Annotated in this window: 15 protein-coding genes; 10 read left to right on the top strand and 5 right to left on the bottom strand. The window is 68.9% G+C overall.

What is annotated here, in order from left to right; genetic code table 11:
• The first annotated feature begins 2 nt into the window (after positions 1-2).
• The gene (locus ACK5F2_RS14670; RefSeq protein WP_409865848.1) at positions 3-1,760 is read left to right on the top strand and encodes a S8 family peptidase; all 1,758 of its coding nucleotides are present in this window, start codon (positions 3-5) and stop codon (positions 1,758-1,760) included.
• Between the two features lie 13 nt (positions 1,761-1,773).
• On the opposite strand, the gene ACK5F2_RS14665 is transcribed toward ACK5F2_RS14670, so the two are convergent.
• Genes ACK5F2_RS14665 through ACK5F2_RS14655 form a run of 3 tightly spaced genes read right to left on the bottom strand, consistent with a single transcriptional unit; the run spans position 1,774 to position 3,838 of the window.
• Positions 1,774-2,478 (bottom strand): hypothetical protein, encoded by a 705-nt coding sequence (locus tag ACK5F2_RS14665; RefSeq protein WP_409865845.1) that lies wholly within the window; start codon positions 2,476-2,478, stop codon positions 1,774-1,776.
• A 4-nt stretch (positions 2,479-2,482) separates the two neighbouring features.
• Positions 2,483-3,358 carry a biotin--[acetyl-CoA-carboxylase] ligase gene (locus tag ACK5F2_RS14660; RefSeq protein ID WP_409865843.1) on the bottom strand — a complete coding sequence of 292 codons (876 nt, stop codon included), beginning with the start codon at positions 3,356-3,358 and terminating at the stop codon, positions 2,483-2,485.
• Between the two features lie 6 nt (positions 3,359-3,364).
• The gene (locus ACK5F2_RS14655; protein ID WP_409865840.1) at positions 3,365-3,838 is read right to left on the bottom strand and encodes an SET domain-containing protein; all 474 of its coding nucleotides are present in this window, start codon (positions 3,836-3,838) and stop codon (positions 3,365-3,367) included.
• Between the two features lie 121 nt (positions 3,839-3,959).
• Between ACK5F2_RS14655 and ACK5F2_RS14650 the strand changes: the two genes are divergently transcribed.
• From ACK5F2_RS14650 to ACK5F2_RS14610, 9 genes are all read left to right on the top strand, one after another.
• Positions 3,960-6,590, top strand: a complete 2,631-nt coding sequence (locus tag ACK5F2_RS14650; protein WP_409865838.1) for a DNA topoisomerase III — start codon at positions 3,960-3,962, stop codon at positions 6,588-6,590.
• Between the two features lie 77 nt (positions 6,591-6,667).
• Positions 6,668-8,527: an ATP-binding protein gene (locus ACK5F2_RS14645; RefSeq protein WP_409865835.1), complete on the top strand. Its 1,860-nt coding sequence runs from the start codon at positions 6,668-6,670 to the stop codon at positions 8,525-8,527.
• 64 nt (positions 8,528-8,591) lie between these two features.
• Entirely contained in the window at positions 8,592-9,572 is a 981-nt protein-coding gene (locus tag ACK5F2_RS14640) for an AEC family transporter (RefSeq protein ID WP_409865833.1), read from the top strand.
• A 13-nt stretch (positions 9,573-9,585) separates the two neighbouring features.
• On the top strand, positions 9,586-10,683 hold the full coding sequence (locus tag ACK5F2_RS14635; RefSeq protein ID WP_409865830.1) for an NAD(P)H-dependent flavin oxidoreductase: 1,098 nt from the start codon (positions 9,586-9,588) through the stop codon (positions 10,681-10,683).
• A gap of 26 nt (positions 10,684-10,709) precedes the next feature.
• A complete protein-coding gene (locus ACK5F2_RS14630; RefSeq protein WP_409865828.1) occupies positions 10,710-11,996 on the top strand; it encodes a glutamate-5-semialdehyde dehydrogenase in 1,287 nt (428 codons plus the stop codon).
• A complete protein-coding gene (gene queC, locus ACK5F2_RS14625) occupies positions 11,993-12,718 on the top strand; it encodes a 7-cyano-7-deazaguanine synthase QueC (protein WP_409865826.1) in 726 nt (241 codons plus the stop codon). The genes ACK5F2_RS14630 and queC overlap by 4 nt, the downstream gene beginning before the upstream one ends.
• On the top strand, positions 12,715-13,266 hold the full coding sequence (locus ACK5F2_RS14620; RefSeq protein WP_409865823.1) for a LemA family protein: 552 nt from the start codon (positions 12,715-12,717) through the stop codon (positions 13,264-13,266). The genes queC and ACK5F2_RS14620 overlap by 4 nt, the downstream gene beginning before the upstream one ends.
• Positions 13,267-13,371: 105 nt before the next feature.
• The gene (locus ACK5F2_RS14615; RefSeq protein ID WP_409865821.1) at positions 13,372-13,692 is read left to right on the top strand and encodes a c-type cytochrome; all 321 of its coding nucleotides are present in this window, start codon (positions 13,372-13,374) and stop codon (positions 13,690-13,692) included.
• A gap of 16 nt (positions 13,693-13,708) precedes the next feature.
• The gene (locus ACK5F2_RS14610) at positions 13,709-14,992 is read left to right on the top strand and encodes an NAD(P)/FAD-dependent oxidoreductase (RefSeq protein ID WP_409865819.1); all 1,284 of its coding nucleotides are present in this window, start codon (positions 13,709-13,711) and stop codon (positions 14,990-14,992) included.
• A 131-nt stretch (positions 14,993-15,123) separates the two neighbouring features.
• Here the strand turns inward: ACK5F2_RS14610 and ACK5F2_RS14605 are convergent, their stop codons facing one another.
• The gene (locus ACK5F2_RS14605) at positions 15,124-15,546 is read right to left on the bottom strand and encodes a BLUF domain-containing protein (protein ID WP_409865816.1); all 423 of its coding nucleotides are present in this window, start codon (positions 15,544-15,546) and stop codon (positions 15,124-15,126) included.
• A gap of 43 nt (positions 15,547-15,589) precedes the next feature.
• Positions 15,590-16,324: a GTP cyclohydrolase I gene (gene folE / locus ACK5F2_RS14600; RefSeq protein WP_409865814.1), complete on the bottom strand. Its 735-nt coding sequence runs from the start codon at positions 16,322-16,324 to the stop codon at positions 15,590-15,592.
• Positions 16,325-16,482: the final 158 nt, after the last annotated feature.

Below are 16,482 nucleotides of genomic sequence, written 5' to 3'. Positions count from 1 at the left end.
TCATGATCCGCCCGCCCAGCCTCAGCCGTCTGGCTCTGTCCCTGTGCCTGCTCTATGGTGCCGCAGCCCAGGCCCAGCCCCTGGCCAGCGGCGAGGAGGCGCGCGTGATCGTGCGCTTCAAGCCCCTGGCGCAGAGCGTCAATGCCAAGCCCATGAGCGCCCGGACCCGGCCGCATGAGGCCCGCGAGATCGCCCAGCAACGCGCCTATGCCCTGGGCCTGCGCACCGGGCGCGAGCTGCGCGCGCGGCTGAGCCTCGATGAGCGCACCCATGTGTTCACCGCTGGCGGCCTGAGCTCCGAGGCCCTGGTGCGCCAGCTGGCACGCGATGGCGAGGTGGAGCTGGCCGTGGTGGACCAGCGCCGCCGCATCATGGCCGTGCCCAACGATCCCTTCTATGCCGTAGGCCCCAGCAACAACCCGGCCGTGGGCCAGTGGTATCTGAAGCCGCCTACGGCCGAGGCGGTGTCCAGCATCAATGCCACCGCGGCCTGGGACCGCCAGACCGGCAGCGCCGCTATCGTGGTGGCCGTGCTGGACACGGGCATCCGCTCCGACCACCCCGATCTGGCGGGCCAGGTCCTGCCCGGCTATGACCTGGTGGGCTATTCCAGCAACAGCGCCCTGGCCCTGGCCATAGGCAATGACGGGGACCGCGCCGATGCCGATGCTTCCGACCCTGGCGACTGGGTGACCCTGAGCGAGGCCAATGCCGGCACCCTGGGCAGCACCTGCGACAGCAGCGATGTGCGCAACAGCAGCTGGCATGGCACCCGTGTGGCCGGCCTGATCGCCGCGGCCAGCAACAACGGCCAGGGCATGGCCGGGGTGGCCTGGGGCAGCAAGATCCTGCCGGTGCGGGTGCTGGGCAAATGCGGCGGTTTCGACTCCGACATCATTGCCGGCATGCGCTGGGCGGGTGGGCTGACGGTGCAGGGTCTGCCCAGCAATCCGAATCCGGCCCGTGTGCTCAATCTCAGCCTGGGTGGCACGGGGGACTGCAGCACCGGCAGCGGTGCCTTCTATCGCGACGCGGTCACGGCCCTGGCGGCCCGCAATGTGGTGGTGGTGGCCGCGGCCGGCAATAGCGTGGGCCAGGCCGTGAGCGTGCCGGGCAGCTGCCCCGGCGTGGTCACGGTGGCCGGCCTGCGGCATCTGGGCTCCAAGGTGGGTTTCTCCAGCCTGGGTCCCGAGGTCACGCTGGCGGCGCCGGGCGGCAATTGCGTCAACGTCGACGCCAATGGCAACGCCACCGGCCCCTGCCTCTATCCCATTCTGAGCACCAGCAACAGCGGCACGCGGGGGCCGGTGCCCAACGAGGCCCATTACGCCTCCAGCTTCGGCACCAGCTTTGCCACGCCCCTGGTCAGCGGCACCGTGGCCCTGATGCTGGCCCAGCAGCCCGGCCTGACGCCCAGCCAGGTGAGCAGCCTGCTGCGCAGCAGCGCCCGGCCCTTTGTGAGCAGCGGTGCCACGGCCGGCATTCCCCAGTGCCAGGCCCCCGGCCCCGCCACCCAGGACGAGTGCTACTGCACCAGCAGCACCTGCGGCGCGGGCATGCTGGACGCGGCGGCGGCGGTGGGGGCGGCAACGCCTGCCCCCGCTCCCGCTCCCGCGCCCGCGCCCGCGCCGGCAGCAGCGCCAGCCGCGGAGACGGGTGGTGGCGGTGGGGGCGGCGGTGCCAGCAGCCTGGCCTGGTTGTTTGCCCTGCTGGCCGCGGGAGCGGCCCTGGGACGCCGCCGCGAGCACGGCGCCGCCTGAGCGCCGCGGCCTGTCAGCGCGAGGCGGCCGAGGCCGGCGCGCTGGCTGCCGCCTCGGGCGCGCAGGGCTTGAGCGCGGCGCCCGCCAGCGCGGGTTCGCGGCCGGCGGCCAGCAGGGCCTGAAGCTGGGCTTGCAGGGCCGCATCGGCCTTGGGCAGGCTCAGCTGATGGCGCGTCTGGCCGGGGCGCAGCTGCAACACCCGCAGGCCCTTGAGGGCGCGCTGTTCCAGGGCCGCCAGCGCTGCCTGGGCGGCCTTCTCGCTGGCATGCTGGCTCAGCACCAGGCTGGGCTGCTCCTCGGGCAGGCCCTGCAGGGGCTCGTAGGCCAGCTTCATGCGCTTGTAGGTTTCTTCCTTGCGGGCACGAAAATCGGCCGAGCCCAGCTTGATGGTGGCCACGGCCCAGAGTCCGGGCTGTGCGCTGCTTTGCAGCCGCCAGTCGGCCTCAGACACGCCCAGCTGTGCCAGGGTGGTCTGGACAGCGCGCAAGGCCTCGTCACCGTTCAGGGGCCCCAGCTCCAGGCAGGCCCGGGTCTGCAGGGCCGTGACCGCCTGCGGGCTGAGCAGGCGCAGGCGCTCGGGATGACTTTCGAGCTGCAGTCGCTCGGGTTCGCGATCGGGGTGCTGGCGGGCCAGCAGGCCGTCCAGCCAGCCCTGGGACCAGCCATAGAAGAGGGCATTGGCCAGCAGCAGAATCAGGAAGAAGGCGCGCAGCAGCATGGGTTCAGCGACCCCCTGCGGCCGGGCCGCTGTCGCCAGCCAGGCGCACGCTGACCTCGCCGCTGCTCACCGGCAGCGGACCGTCGGCGGTCTGCAGCAGCAACTCGCCCTGGGCGTTCACGCCGCGGGCTTCGCCGCCGTGCGTGCCGGCCGTGACGGCGCGCCCCATCAGGCAGTCGCGCCTTGCATAACGCGCCTGCCAGGCCGCAAAGCCCTGCTGCGGGAAGGCCAGCAAAGCCTCGATCAGGGGGCGGGCGATGCGCGCCAGGGCCAGCGGGGCGGTCCAGGCTGCATCCAGCTCGCTGAGGCTGGCAAAGCCCGTGCTGTAGCTGGGGAGTTCACCGTCTCGATCTTCGGCGGCGAGGATGTTCAGGCCCACGCCCACCACGGCCACGCGCTGACCGCCGGCCTGCACGGTCTCGATCAGCACGCCGCCGAGCTTGCGGCCATCCAGCCACAGATCATTGGGCCACTTCAGCTGCAGCCGCGGCGCCTGCCCCGCTTGCAGCGGCTCCAGGGCCTCGGCCACGGCACAGCCCACGACCAGGGACAGGCCCGACCAGTCGCTGGGGGCCAGGGGCAGGGACAGGGAGAAGGTCAGCGAGGCGCCGGGCGTGGCATGCCAGCTGCGCCCCATGCGGCCGCGGCCATGGGTCTGGTGTTCGGCCACCAGCAGGCAGGGCTGCAGATCATGGGCGCGCCGCCCATACGGACTGCGCTCCAGGCTGCCGCGCTGGTGCTGCTCGCTGCGCACCCGCTCCAGCAGGGTGGTGTTGGTGGATTCGGTGCGGGCCAGCACCTCGATGCTCAGACCCGGCAGCAGGGGTTCCAGGTCTTGCCAGAGGGCTTCGGCGCCCCATTGCTGATGATGTTCCGCCATGTCTTCCTATCGCTTGGGCGCCAGCATGGTGCCACGGCAGTTGTCGCTGCCGCAATAACAGGCGAACTGCTTCTTGAGCTTGGGTGTGTAGCGCTCGTCGATGACCAGCCCGTAGTCGTAGAACAGCTCCTCGCCCGGCAGCAGGTCTCGCAGGGCCTTGATGAAGACCCGACCCGCGGGGGTTTCCTCGGCCTCGCAGTTGGGATCGCAGCTGTGGTTGATCCAGCGCGAGCTGTTGCCGCCGTAGAGCGCGTCGATCACCTCGCCCCCTTCGATGTGGAAGTAGAAGGTGTGGTGGGGCTGCTTGGGGTCGTGCGGATGGCGGCGCAGGGCTTCGTCCCAGCTGATGCGCTCGCCCGTGTACTCGATCAGGACTTCGCCGGCCTCGATGTGGCGGGCGGCGTAGACGCCGCGGCCGTGGACGCCGGAGCGCTTGACCTGGAGGCGTCTGGAGGGCGTCTTGGCGGCGGCTTGCGTCATCGTCCGAGTTCGGTACATTGAAATCATGGGTGCGCGCGTACGTGTGTGCGTACGGGCGCGCGAGGCCGGATTGTAGGCAGGTCGCGTCGCCATGCTGGCGCACCTGATAGAAATAGAGACCATGAGCAAGTCCCTGATCATTGCCGAGAAGCCATCCGTGGCGCAGGACATCGTGCGCGCACTCACCCCGCAGTCGGGCAAGTTCGAGAAGCACGACGAGTATTTCGAGAACGACGAGTACGTGGTCTCGTCGGCCGTGGGCCATCTGGTGGAGATCAAGGCCCCGGAGGAGTTCGACGTCAAGCGCGGCAAGTGGAGCTTCGCCCACCTGCCGGTGATCCCGCCGCACTTCGATCTCAACCCCATCGACAAGAGCAAGGGCCGGCTCAATGCCCTGGTCAAGCTGATCAAGCGCAAGGACGTCACGTCCCTGATCAATGCCTGTGACGCGGGCCGCGAGGGTGAGCTGATCTTTCGCCTGATCGTGCAGTACGCCGGCACGGCCAAGACGCCCGTCAACAAGCCGGTCAGCCGGCTGTGGCTGCAGAGCATGACGCCGCAAGCCATCCGCGAGGGCTTCGAGAAGCTGCGCAGCGACCAGCAGATGCTGCCCCTGGCCGACGCCGCGCGCTGCCGCTCCGAGGCCGACTGGCTGGTGGGCATCAACGGCACCCGCGCCATGACGGCCTTCAATTCCCGCGACGGCGGCTTCTTCCTGACCACCGTGGGCCGGGTGCAGACGCCCACGCTCTCCATCGTGGTGGAGCGCGAGGAGAAGATCCGCAAGCATGTCTACCGCGACTACTGGGAGGTGCGCGGCAGCTTCGACGCCGTGGCCGGTCAGTACGAGGGCAAGTGGTTCGACCCGAAGTGGAAGAAGGACGAGCAGGATGCCGAGAAGCGGGCCGACCGCCTCTGGACCCTGGCCGAGGCCCAGGCGATAGCCGAGGCCGTCAAGGGCCAGCCCGCCACGGTCACCGAGGAGAGCAAGCCCAGCACCCAGGCCAGCCCCGGCCTCTACGATCTGACCACCCTGCAGCGCGAGGCCAACTCGCGCTTCGGCTTCTCGGCCAAGACCACGCTCTCCCTGGCCCAGGCCCTGTACGAGAAGCACAAGGTGCTGACCTACCCGCGTACCGACTCGCGCTACCTGCCCGAGGACTATCTGGGCGTGGCCAAGCAGACCGCCGAGGTGCTGGCCAGCGAGGAGCTGCCCATCGCCCTGATGCCCCTGGCCACGCATGCGGCCACGGCGCTGAAGAACGGCTATATCAAGCCCACCAAGAAGGTCTTCGACAACAGCAAGGTCTCGGACCACTTCGCCATCATCCCCACGCTGCAGACGCCCAAGAGCCTGACCGAGGCCGAGGCCAAGCTCTACGACATGGTGGTCAAGCGCTTCCTGGCGGTGTTCTTCCCGCCGGCCGAGTTCCAGGTCACCACCCGCATCTCCACGGTCAAGGCCGCGGGCAAGGAATACGCCTTCCAGACCAATGGCAAGGTGCTGGTCAAGCCGGGTTGGCAGGCCGTTTACGGCAAGGAAGCCGCCGACGAGAACGCCGAGCCCGGCACCAGCGGCGCCATGCTGGTGCCGGGGGCGCCCGGCGAGGTGGTGCGCACCGAGAGCAGCGATCTCAAGGCCCTGCAGACCAAGCCGCCGGCCCGCTACACCGAAGCCACCCTGCTCTCCGCCATGGAAGGTGCGGGCAAGCTGGTGGAGGACGACGAGCTGCGCGAGGCCATGGCCGAGAAGGGCCTGGGCACGCCGGCCACGCGCGCGGCCATCATCGAAGGCCTGCTGGCCGAGAAGTACATGCTGCGCGAGGGTCGCGAGCTCATCCCCACGGCCAAGGCCTTCCAGCTGATGACCCTGCTGCGCGGCCTGGGCGTGGACGAGCTGACCAAGCCCGAGCTCACCGGCAACTGGGAACACCAGCTCTCCGAGATGGAGAAGGGTCGCCTCAAGCGCGAGGCCTTCATGGCCGAGATCGCCGCCATGACCGAGAAGGTGGTCAAGAAGGCCAAGGAGTACGACCGCGACACCATCCCCGGCGACTACGCCACCCTGAAGGCGCCGTGCCCCAAGTGCGGCGGCGTGGTCAAGGAAAACTACCGCCGCTTCACCTGCACCGGCAAGGATGGGGCCTCCGAGGGCTGCGGCTTCTCCATCGGCAAGATTCCGGGCGGCCGCAGCTTTGAGCTGCACGAGGTGGAACAGTTCCTGGCCGACAAGAAGATCGGCCCGCTGGAAGGCTTCCGCTCCAAGGCCGGCTGGCCCTTCACGGCCGAGCTGGCCCTGGTCTTTGACGCCGAGATCGACAACTGGAAGCTGGAGTTCGACTTCGGCGAGGACGCCAAGAAGGCCGAGGAAAGTGGCGAGCCCGTGGACTTCGGCGGCCAGTCCTCGCTGGGCGCCTGCCCCAAGTGCCAGGGCCGAGTCTTCGAGCACGGCAGCAACTATGTCTGCGAGCACGCGGTCGGCGCCAACGTCACTTGCGACTTCAAGAGCGGCAAGATCATCCTGCAGCAGCCCATCGAGGCGGCCCAGGTCGAGAAGCTGCTGACCCTGGGCAAGACCGATCTGCTGGACGGCTTCGTCTCCAACAAGACCCGCCGCAAGTTCAAGGCCTTCCTGTCCTATGACAAGAAGGAAGGCAAGGTGATCTTCGAGTTCGAGCCGCGTGCCGGCGGGCGACCTGCGGCCAAGGCCCCGGCCAAGAAGGCGGCCGCGCGCAAGACGGCCAAGTCCTGAAACCGCGGTCAGGAGGGGCAGATCTTGCGCGACACTCCCCACGCAGCCCGTCCCCCGGACGGGCTCTGAGGGAGACCATGGCCTTGCTGCCCCGCACACTGAGCATACAGACGCGCCTGATCGCTGGCATGGCCCTGGCCGCCTCGGCCCTGGTGGTGCTGGTGGGCTGGTTCTGGATGGCGCGGGAGGCGCGCGGCCTGGAGTCGGCCTTGCAGGCCCGGGCCGAGCGCAGCGCCCAGATGGTGGCGCGCAGCGTGGCCGGCCCGCTCTGGAATCTGGACTACGCCACCCTGGGTCATCTGCTGGATGCGGCCATGGCCGAGCCGGAGCTGCATACCCTTGAAATCAGCGTGCGGGGCGTGGCCGGTGAACCCGTACGGCGGCAGCGCGAGAGTGTTCTGCAGCCGTATCAGAGCCTGGAGTTGCTGGTCGACATACCGCATCAGAGCCCGCCCATGATGCGGGCCGAGTCCCTCGGCCAGGCGCGCCTGCTGTTCAGTCGAGAGCCGCTGCACAAGGCCTTGGCTCAGACCCGGCTGATGGTGGTGAGCCTGTTGGCGGCCATGCTGGCGGCCGTCATCATCAGCAGCTACTGGCTGGTATCTCGCCTGGTGGCCCGGCCCGTCGCGGCCTTGGGCGGTCTTGCCCAGCGCGTGGCCGATGGCGAGCTGGGCGCCACCCTGCCCGTGGCGCGGGAGGACGAGGTGGGGCAGTTGACCCGCCGCCTCAATGCCATGAGTCTGCAGCTGCTGAGCTCGGCCGAGGGCTTGCGGCTCTCGGAAGCGCGCTACCGTGGCCTGTTCGAGAACGCGACGGAGGGCATTTTTCAGGCCGATGCGCGTGGCCGTTTGCTGGACCTCAACCGCGCCCTGGCCCAGATGCTGGGCTATCCCCAGCCCCAGCAGGCCCTGCAGGGGCGACCCAGCCTGAGCCGCCTGGTGCGCGTGGAGGCGGCCGAGTACCGCCGCATTGCCCGGGCGCTGCTGCGTCACCGTGTGCTGCAGCAGCTGCCCTTGCTGGTGGGCACGCATGACGGACGCGAGCTCTGGCTGGAGCTGAGCGTGCATGTGGTGGCCGCCACCGAGGGCGGGCCGCGCATCGAGGGCATGGTCAGCGACATCACGCAGCGCCGCCTGGCCGAGCAGGAGCTGACCCGCCACCGCGATCATCTGGAGGAGTTGGTGGCCGAGCGCACCGCCGAGCTGAATCTGGCGCGCCTGCGAGCGGAGAGCGCCAGCCAGAGCAAGAGCCGCTTTCTGGCCACCATGAGCCATGAATTCCGTACGCCCCTGAACGCCATCCTGGGCTTCTCCCAGCTGCTGCAGATGGACGCCAGCCTGAGCCCGGCCCAGCAGGCCAAGATCAAGCTGATGCGCGAGTCCGGCGAGCATTTGCTGAGCCTGGTGACCGATCTGCTGGACATGGCCAGCATCGAGGCCGGCAAGCTCAGGCTCATGCCGGCCGTGGTGGACCTGCGCGCCCTGCTGGAGGTGGTGGGCGACTCCATGCGCCTGCGCGCCGAGCAAAAGGGGCTGCTCTTCAAGCAGGAACTGGACTCTGCGCTGCCCCTGCGCGCCCGGGTGGACGGTCAGCGCCTGCGCCAGGTGCTGCTGAACCTGCTGTCCAATGCCATCAAATTCACCGACAGCGGCTGGGTCTCACTGGAGGCACGCGTGATCCAGCGGGGCCCGGTCAGCGTGCGTCTGCGGGTGGAAGTGGCCGATAGCGGCATCGGCATTGCGCCCGACCAGCTGGAGCGGCTGTTCCAGCCCTTCGAGCAGGTGTCGGATCTGAGTCGGCGCGATGGTGGCACGGGCCTGGGCCTGTCCATCAGCCAGCAGCTGATGCAGCTGATGGACAGTCGCATCCAGGTCAGCAGCACGCCCGGTCAGGGCAGCGTGTTCGGCTTCGAGCTGGAGCTGCCCCTGTCGGCCTGAGGCGGCGTGCGCATACCGAGCCGGCCGTGCTCCGCGGGCCGGGAGGCGGCGGGATACTCCGGCCATGACCTGGGTGGTGTTCTACAAGCTGCTGGCCATCTTCATCACGGTGGCCATAGGCTGGTTCGTCGGCCATATGCGCTGGCTGGGCGGGCGCGATGCGGGCGGGCAGGGCGGTGACCCGGCGCGCGTGCTCTCGGCCGCGGCCTTCTACATCTTTGTGCCGGCCCTGCTGTTCCGCACCACGGCGCGGGTGGACTTTGCCAGCCTGCCCTGGCTGATGCTGGGGGCCTTCTTCCTGCCCCTGGCCCTGCTCTTGCTGCTGGTCTATGGCGTGCCGCGTCGCCGCGGCGCCGGCCGTGTGGCGCCAGCCCTGCCCAGCGTGCAGGCCATCACCGTGTGTTTCGGCAATACCTTGCAGGTGGGCGTGCCCTTGGCGGCCGGCGTGTTTGGCGAGGCGGGCCTGGCCCTGCACATCACCGTGGTCAGCCTGCATGCCCTGGTGATCCTGAGCCTGCTGACCGTGCTGGTGGAGCATGATCTGGCCCGCGCCCAGCCGGGGCAGAGTCTGGCCGAGACGCTCAAGGCCACGGTGCGCAACACCGTGATCCATCCGGTGGTGCTGCCCGTGGTGGCCGGCTTGGCGTTCAACGGTCTGGGCCTGACCCTGCCGGCGGTGCTGGACGAGGTGCTGCAGCTGCTGGGCACGGCCGTGGTGCCGCTGTGCCTGACCCTGATCGGTATGTCCCTGGCCTATTACGGCTGGCCGCGCCAATGGCGCGGGGCCCTGGGCCTGGCCCTGCTCAAGCTCTTTGCCCTGCCGGCCCTGGTGCTGCTGGTGGCGCATTGGGTGTTTGGCCTGAGCGGCTTGCCCCTGTCGGTGATCGTGATGATTGCGGCTCTGCCCGTGGGCTCGAATGCGCTGATCTTCGCGCAGCGCTATCGTTGCCACGAGACCGAGGTGACGGCCGCCACCGTGATCTCCACCCTGGCCTTTGTGCTCAGTGCACCGCTGTGGCTGAGTCTGCTGACCCGGTTTTCCTGAAAGCCCGACCGCCATGAGCAAGACCTGGCCCGACACCCGCCTGCTGGAACTCTTGGGCATCGAGTTGCCCATCGTGCAGGCGCCCATGGCGGGGCCTACGCTGCACGAGATGGTGATCGCGGTCAGCGAGGCCGGTGGCCTGGGCTCCCTGCCTTGCGCCCTGCTCTCGCCCGAGGCCCCGCGCCGCGAGCTGGATCTGATACGCGCCGCCACCGCCCGGCCCATCAATCTGAACTTCTTCTGCCACCAGAACCCCGCGCCCGATGCGGCGCGCGAGGCCGCCTGGCGCGAGCGCCTGCGCCCCTACTACCTGGAGCTGGGTCTGGACCCGGCCGTGCCCCTGCCCGCCACGGGCCGCAATCCATTTGACGCTGCGGCTTGCGAGCTGGTGGAGGCCTACCGGCCCGCGGTCGTGAGCTTCCACTTCGGCCTGCCTGAGCCCGAGCTGCTGGCGCGGGTGCGGGCCAGCGGGGCGCGTGGGAGGGCCAGTGCCCCCACGGGGGCCGAGGCGCGCTGGCTGCGCGAGCGTGGCGTGGACGCCATCATTGCCCAGGGCGCGGAGGCGGGCGGCCACCGTGGCGTCTTCCTGCACGATGAGGTCTACAGCCAGCCGGGGCTGTTTGCCCTGCTGCCCCAGGTGGTGGATGCGGCGGGGGACGTCCCCGTGATCGCCAGCGGTGGCATTGCCGATGCGCGCGGCATCGCGGCCGCCTTCGCACTGGGTGCGGCCGGGGTGCAGATCGGCAGCGCCTATCTCTACACGCCCCAGGCCCACCTGCCCGCGCCGCATCGCGCGGCCCTGCAGAGCGAGGCGGCCGAGACCACGGCCCTGACCAATCTCTTCACCGGCCGCCCGGCGCGCGGCATCGTCAACCGCCTGATGCGCGAAGTGGGGCCGCTGTCCGAGCTGGCGCCGGCCTTTCCGACCGCCGGCGGGGCGCTGGCACCGCTGCGTGCGGCCAGCGAGGCCCAAGGGGGCGTTGCGGCGGGGGACTTCATGCCTCTGTGGGCCGGTCAGGCGGCACCGCTTTCGCCGCGCGGCCTGGGTGCGGGCGAGCTGACCCGGCAGCTGGCGGCCCAGGCCTTGCAGCGCCTGCAGACCCTGGCTTGACGGCGCTCGGCGACAATCTCCCCACCATGAGCGAGCACAGCAAAGAACTCACCGCCTATATGCAGACCCTGGGCCGGCAGGCCCGGTTGGCCGCCACGGCCATGGCGGCCGCGCCCACCCTGGCCAAGAACCAGGCCTTGCTGGCCCTGGCGCGTCGCCTGCGCGATGCGGGGCCTGAGCTGCAGGACGCCAACCAGCGGGATCTGCAGGCCGGGCGTGCCGCCGGCCTGGACGCGCCCATGCTGGACCGCCTGAGCCTCAGCGACAAGGTGCTGGCCACGGTGGCCGAGGGCTGCGAGCAGCTGGCGGCCATGCCCGATCCCATCGGTGAGATCACGGGCGTGAAGCGCCGGCCCACCGGTATCAGCGTGGGGCAGATGCGCGTGCCCCTGGGCGTGTTCGGCATGATTTATGAGAGCCGGCCCAATGTGACCATCGAAGCCGCCTCCCTGGCCATCAAGAGCGGCAATGCCTGCATCCTGCGTGGCGGCTCGGAAGCCATCCACTCCAATCTGGCCCTGGCCGGTTTGGTGGGTGATGCGCTGGAAGAGGCCGGCCTGCCCCGGGCGGCGGTGCAGCTCGTCAACACCACGGACCGTGCCGCGGTGGGGCAGCTGATCGCCATGCCGGAATTCGTGGACGTGATCATTCCGCGCGGCGGCAAGGGTCTGATCGAGCGCATCAGCCGCGAGGCACGCGTGCCGGTGATCAAGCATCTGGACGGCAACTGCCACAGCTATGTGGACGCCGAGGTGGATCTGGCCCTGGCGCTCAAGGTGGTGGACAACGCCAAGACCCAGAAGTACAGCCCCTGCAATGCCACCGAGTCCCTGCTGGTGCATGCAGCGAGGGCGGCGGACTTCCTGCCCGAGATCGGCGCGCTCTTCGCGCTCAAGGGCGTGGAGATGCGCGCCTGCCCGCGCGCCCTGGCCCTGCTGGGTCCTCTGCCGGGCGCCAAGCTGGCGGCGGCCACCGAAGAAGACTGGTCCACCGAGTACCTGGCCCCCATCATCAGCATCAAGGTGGTGGACAGCCTGGATGAGGCCATTGCCCATATCAACCGCTACGGCTCGCACCACACCGATGCGATCCTGACGACGAATCATCCCAACGCCATGCGCTTTCTGCGCGAGGTGGACTCGGCCAGCGTGATGGTCAATGCCAGCACCCGCTTTGCCGACGGCTTCGAGTACGGCCTGGGCGCGGAGATCGGCATCAGCACCGACAAGTTCCACGCCCGCGGCCCCGTGGGCCTGGAGGGTCTCACCTCGATGAAGTGGGTGGTGCTGGGCCAGGGGGAGATTCGCCAATGAGCACGACGCTGCCGCCGCAGGCCAACCGCCAGCGCAAGGCCCTGGTGCTCTTCTCGGGCGGCCAGGACTCCACCGCCTGCCTGGCCTGGGCCCTGGACCGCTATGCCGCGGTCGAGACCCTGGGCTTCGACTACGGCCAGCGCCACCGCATCGAACTGGACTGCCGCCAGACCGTGCGCCGCGAGATGGCCGCGCAGTTCCCGGCCTGGGGTGCCAAGCTGGGCGAGGACCATGTGCTGGACCTGAGCCTGCTGGGCCAGATCTCGGACACGGCGCTCACCAGCGAGCGCGCCATCGAGCTGCAGGCCAATGGCCTGCCCAACACCTTTGTGCCCGGTCGCAATCTGCTCTTCCTGACTTTTGCCGCCACCCTGGCCTACCGCCGCGGCGCCTCGGTGCTGGTGGGCGGCATGTGCGAGACCGATTTCTCCGGCTACCCCGATTGCCGCGACAACACGCTCAAGGCCTTGCAAGTGGCCCTGAGCCTGGGCCTGGACACGCCCATGACGCTGGAGACCCCGCTGATGTTCATCACCAAGGCCGAGACCTGGGCGCTGACGCAGCGCCTGGGCGGCCCGGCGCTGAACGCCCTGATCGCCGAGCACACCCACACCTGCTATCTGGGCGAGCGCGGCCAGCGCCACGACTGGGGCTATGGCTGCGGCCACTGCCCGGCCTGCGAGCTGCGGGCGCGCGGCTACCAGGAATTCGTCGCAGCATGAGCGGCGGCGGCTGGAGCTGGCTGGGCTGGGCACTGGCGGCCATCCTGTTCTTCTGGGGCATAGGGGCCTACAACCGCCTGATGCGCCTGCGCAATGCGATCGGCGAGGCTTTCAGGCAGCTGGACCAAGCCCTGACGGCCCGGGCCGAGGCCTGCAGCAAGCTGCTGACCCTGCTGCGCCCTCTGCTGGCCAATGAGCAGGCCACCTTCGAGGCGCTGGAGACGGCCCAGCTCGAGGCTTCAAGTGCGGCCCAGGCCGCACGCGCCAAGCCCTACGCGGGCGATCCCCTGGCCGCGCTGGCTGTGGCCACGGCGGTTCACGGTGCGGCGCTGACGCGGCTGAACTCCCTGGTCGAGCACCATGGCGAGCTCAGTGGCATGTCGGAGCTCCATGCCCTGCTGGATGAGCTCAAGCTGATCGAGCGCCAGCGGGCCTTTGCACGCCAGGTCTTCAATCAGGCAGTCTCGCAGTACAACGAGGCGCTGCAGCAGTTCCCCACGCGCATCCTCGCCGGACTCTACGGCTTTGCCGAGGCGCGCTCGCTCTGAGGCGGCCCATCCCGTGGCGCGGGAATATGCTTATCGGGATTGGTTCTTGGAAATTCCCCGGGCCTGTGCCTAAACTGGCGCTCCCCCCTGCGAGGAGACTCCATCATGACGCTGCGAGCACTGTTTTGCGCCGCGCTGCTGGCCCTGGGTGCTGGCACCGTCCAGGCCCAGGAAGCCGGCAAGATCCTGCATCTCAAGGCCCTGGCCGCCACCTGCGCCAACTGCCACGGTACCGGCGGCCGCGCCATTGAGGGCTCGGCCGTGCCAGGTCTTGCTGGCATGCCCGCCACCTACTTCACCGAGCAGATGAAGGCTTTCAAGAGCGGTGCCCGCCAGGCCACCGTGATGCACCAGCTGGCCAAGGGCTATAGCGATGCCCAGATCGCACAGATGGCCGCGTACTTCGCTGCCCTGCCGCGCCACTGACCCCGGGGAGATCGATATGAGCAAGCTGCAACGACGCAACCTCCTGCAGGGCGCCGCCGCCCTGGCCGCCCTGGGTCTGGTGGGCTGCGCCAGCACCTCGGTGCCGTCCAAGGCCCGCGTGCTGGTGGTGGGTGGGGGCTATGGTGGCGCCACGGCCGCCAAGTACATCCGTCTGTTCTCGGACTACAAGATCGAGGTGGTCCTGGTCGAGCCGAATGAGGCTTTTGTGTCCTGTCCCATCTCCAACCTGGTGGTGGGCGGCGCGCGCCAGATCCAGGAGCTGACCGTGCCCTACACCGCGCTGCGCGCCAAGCATGGCGTGACCGTGGTGCGTGACTATGTGGCCGGCATTGATGCCGCCAAGCGCGTGGCCACCCTGGCCTCGGGCGCGAGCATCGCCTACGACAAGCTGGTGCTCAGCCCCGGCATCGACCTGATGTGGGATTCGGTGGCCGGACTCAAGGAAGCCCAGGCCGCCGGCCAGATCCTGCAGGCCTGGAAGGCCGGCCCCGAGACCGTGGCTCTGCGCCGCCAGCTGGAGGCCATGCCCGATGGTGGCGTCTATGCCATCACCATTCCCGAGGCGCCCTATCGTTGCCCGCCGGGGCCCTATGAGCGCGCCAGCGTGATCGCCAGCTATTTCAAGCAGGCCAAGCCGCGCTCCAAGGTCCTGATCCTGGATGCCAACCAGGACGTCATCTCCAAGGGGCCGCTGTTTAAGAAGATCTGGGCCGAGCAGTACAAGGGCATCATCGAGTACCGTCCGCAGCACAAGGCGGTGGCGGTGGACGCCAAGGCCAGCACCGTCAAGTTCGAGGTGCAGGACGATGTGAAGGCCGATGTGCTGAACGTGCTGCCCAGCATGCGGGCCGGTGCCATTGCGGTGCAGACCGGCCTGGCCAACAGCAATGGTCGCTGGGTGGGGGTGAACTACCTGAACTTCGAGTCCACCGCGGCCAAGGACATCCATGTGCTGGGCGACGCCATCCAGATCGCCCCCCTGATGCCCAAGAGCGGCCATATGGCCAACAGCCATGCCAAGGTGGCCGCGGCCGCCATCGTGGCCGAGCTCAATGGCTGGGAGATCAACCCCGCGCCCATGCTCACCAACACCTGCTACAGCTATGTGGACACGGGCAAGAACGTGATCCACGTGGCCAGCGTGCATGAGTACGTGGCGGCGGAGAAGACCTTCAAGACCGTGGCCGGCTCGGGCGGCGTGTCCGCCGCGCCCAATGAGCTTGAGGCTACCTACGCCTGGAACTGGGCCCGCACCATTTGGTCCGACGCCCTGGCCTGATAGGCTCCCCCCTACGCGCTGCGCGCGCCCCCTCAAGGGGGCGAGCCCGTAGGACCGGCAAAGCCGGATCCTCGGGCTCCTGCTCGGTCAGTCGGGCTGGCGCCTCGGTCGTGCCGCCTGGGCGTGGCTGATCAAGAGCAGACGATGGCGCCGGTGCTGACCAGTTCCTGGAACAGGGCCATCAGGGCGCGGCCGGACATGGCGTAGGGGTCCAGCTTGGTCGTGGCCGAGTACTTGAGCACCAGGGCCGGGTTGAGGCGGTGCAGATTCACCTGGCCCATGCTCCAGCCGGCGAAGTGGCGCTCGCCGATCTCCTCGTAGGACAGGATGATCACGTCGCGATGGCGGGCATCGTCCACGATGGCCTTGTAGCGCGCGTTCACCGCGTCGCGGCCGCCTTCCAGCACCTGGATGAAGATGCCGTCGCTGTAGCAGAGCAGGCCGGTCAGGCCCGTGGCGGGGTTGTGATCCCGGGAGGACTTCAGGATGGCTTGCAGCTCCGCCTCGGTCATGGCGTGAGTGGCGCGGCTGGCATAGAGCAGGCGGACGAGCATGGGGCGGTGACCTCTCGTGGTGGTGGTCTGAAGAGCGCGGGGCTCAGTTTTTCCTGGACAGCAGGGAGAGGAACTCGCGGCGCAGATTGGCGTCCTTCAGGAAGGCGCCACGCATCACGCTGTTGGTCATCTTGGAGTCCATGTCCTTCACGCCGCGCCAGTGCATGCAGAAGTGATCGGCCTCCATCACGATGGCCAGGCCGTCCGGCTGCACACGCTCCTGCAGCTCATTGGCCAGCATGGTCACGGCCTCTTCCTGGATCTGGGGCCGGTTCATGATCCACTCGGTCAGCCGTGCGTACTTGGACAGCCCGATCAGATTGGAATGCTCGTTGGGCAGCAGACCCACCCAGACCTTGCCCATGATGGGGCACAGATGGTGGGAGCAGGCGCTGCGCACCGTGATCGGGCCCACGATCATCAGCTCGTTCAGGCGCTCGGCATTGGGGAACTCGGTCACCGCCGGGGCCTCGCTGTAGCGGCCCTTGAATATCTCGCGCAGATACATCTTGGCCACGCGCTTGGCGGTTTCCTGGGTGTTGTGATCGCTGTCGGTGTCGATCACCAGGGCGCGCAGCACCTCCTGCATCTTGGCGGCGACTTCGTTCTGCAACTGCTCCAACTCACCGTCCTGGATGAAGGCGGCGATATTGTCATTGGCGTGATGGCGACAGCCGGCACTGATCAGGCGATACCGGATGCGCTCGGACACCGGTGCGTCTTCGGCGGGTGGTGTCACTGGGGGGGGCGTGCTGCCCAAGCGAGGTTTGGATGCCATGGGGGCATTGTGTCTGCTTTGCCAATCCCTGGCGAGACGCAGGCTTGCTCGGGGCGCAGCGCCTACACGGGCGCCGTGTCTTGTTCCCCCCCCCCCCCTGCAGCCCCGCCCTTGAGCCGCCTGCTGCTGCAGCTGGCGGCTCAAGGGCGGGGATGAAG

It is taken from the genome of Roseateles sp., assembly GCF_046300915.1.
Classification (GTDB): domain Bacteria; phylum Pseudomonadota; class Gammaproteobacteria; order Burkholderiales; family Burkholderiaceae_C; genus Kinneretia.
The sequence above is the reverse complement of the archived record's forward strand: the minus strand, read 5'-3'. Positions and strand labels throughout refer to the sequence as shown.

Excerpts from the sequence above, each read along its gene's own strand:
- ACK5F2_RS14620 (WP_409865823.1), top strand. The coding sequence starts at position 12,715 with ATGAGCGGCGGCGGCTGGAGCTGGCTGGGCTGGGCACTGGCGGCCATC.
- ACK5F2_RS14605 (WP_409865816.1), bottom strand. The coding sequence starts at position 15,546 with ATGCTCGTCCGCCTGCTCTATGCCAGCCGCGCCACTCACGCCATGACC.
- ACK5F2_RS14645 (WP_409865835.1), top strand. The coding sequence starts at position 6,668 with ATGGCCTTGCTGCCCCGCACACTGAGCATACAGACGCGCCTGATCGCT.
- ACK5F2_RS14660 (WP_409865843.1), bottom strand. The coding sequence starts at position 3,358 with ATGGCGGAACATCATCAGCAATGGGGCGCCGAAGCCCTCTGGCAAGAC.
- ACK5F2_RS14615 (WP_409865821.1), top strand. The coding sequence starts at position 13,372 with ATGACGCTGCGAGCACTGTTTTGCGCCGCGCTGCTGGCCCTGGGTGCT.
- ACK5F2_RS14650 (WP_409865838.1), top strand. The coding sequence starts at position 3,960 with ATGAGCAAGTCCCTGATCATTGCCGAGAAGCCATCCGTGGCGCAGGAC.
- ACK5F2_RS14665 (WP_409865845.1), bottom strand. The coding sequence starts at position 2,478 with ATGCTGCTGCGCGCCTTCTTCCTGATTCTGCTGCTGGCCAATGCCCTC.
- ACK5F2_RS14610 (WP_409865819.1), top strand. The coding sequence starts at position 13,709 with ATGAGCAAGCTGCAACGACGCAACCTCCTGCAGGGCGCCGCCGCCCTG.
- ACK5F2_RS14640 (WP_409865833.1), top strand. The coding sequence starts at position 8,592 with ATGACCTGGGTGGTGTTCTACAAGCTGCTGGCCATCTTCATCACGGTG.
- ACK5F2_RS14630 (WP_409865828.1), top strand. The coding sequence starts at position 10,710 with ATGAGCGAGCACAGCAAAGAACTCACCGCCTATATGCAGACCCTGGGC.
- ACK5F2_RS14655 (WP_409865840.1), bottom strand. The coding sequence starts at position 3,838 with ATGACGCAAGCCGCCGCCAAGACGCCCTCCAGACGCCTCCAGGTCAAG.
- ACK5F2_RS14670 (WP_409865848.1), top strand. The coding sequence starts at position 3 with ATGATCCGCCCGCCCAGCCTCAGCCGTCTGGCTCTGTCCCTGTGCCTG.
- queC (WP_409865826.1), top strand. The coding sequence starts at position 11,993 with ATGAGCACGACGCTGCCGCCGCAGGCCAACCGCCAGCGCAAGGCCCTG.
- ACK5F2_RS14635 (WP_409865830.1), top strand. The coding sequence starts at position 9,586 with ATGAGCAAGACCTGGCCCGACACCCGCCTGCTGGAACTCTTGGGCATC.
- folE (WP_409865814.1), bottom strand. The coding sequence starts at position 16,324 with ATGGCATCCAAACCTCGCTTGGGCAGCACGCCCCCCCCAGTGACACCA.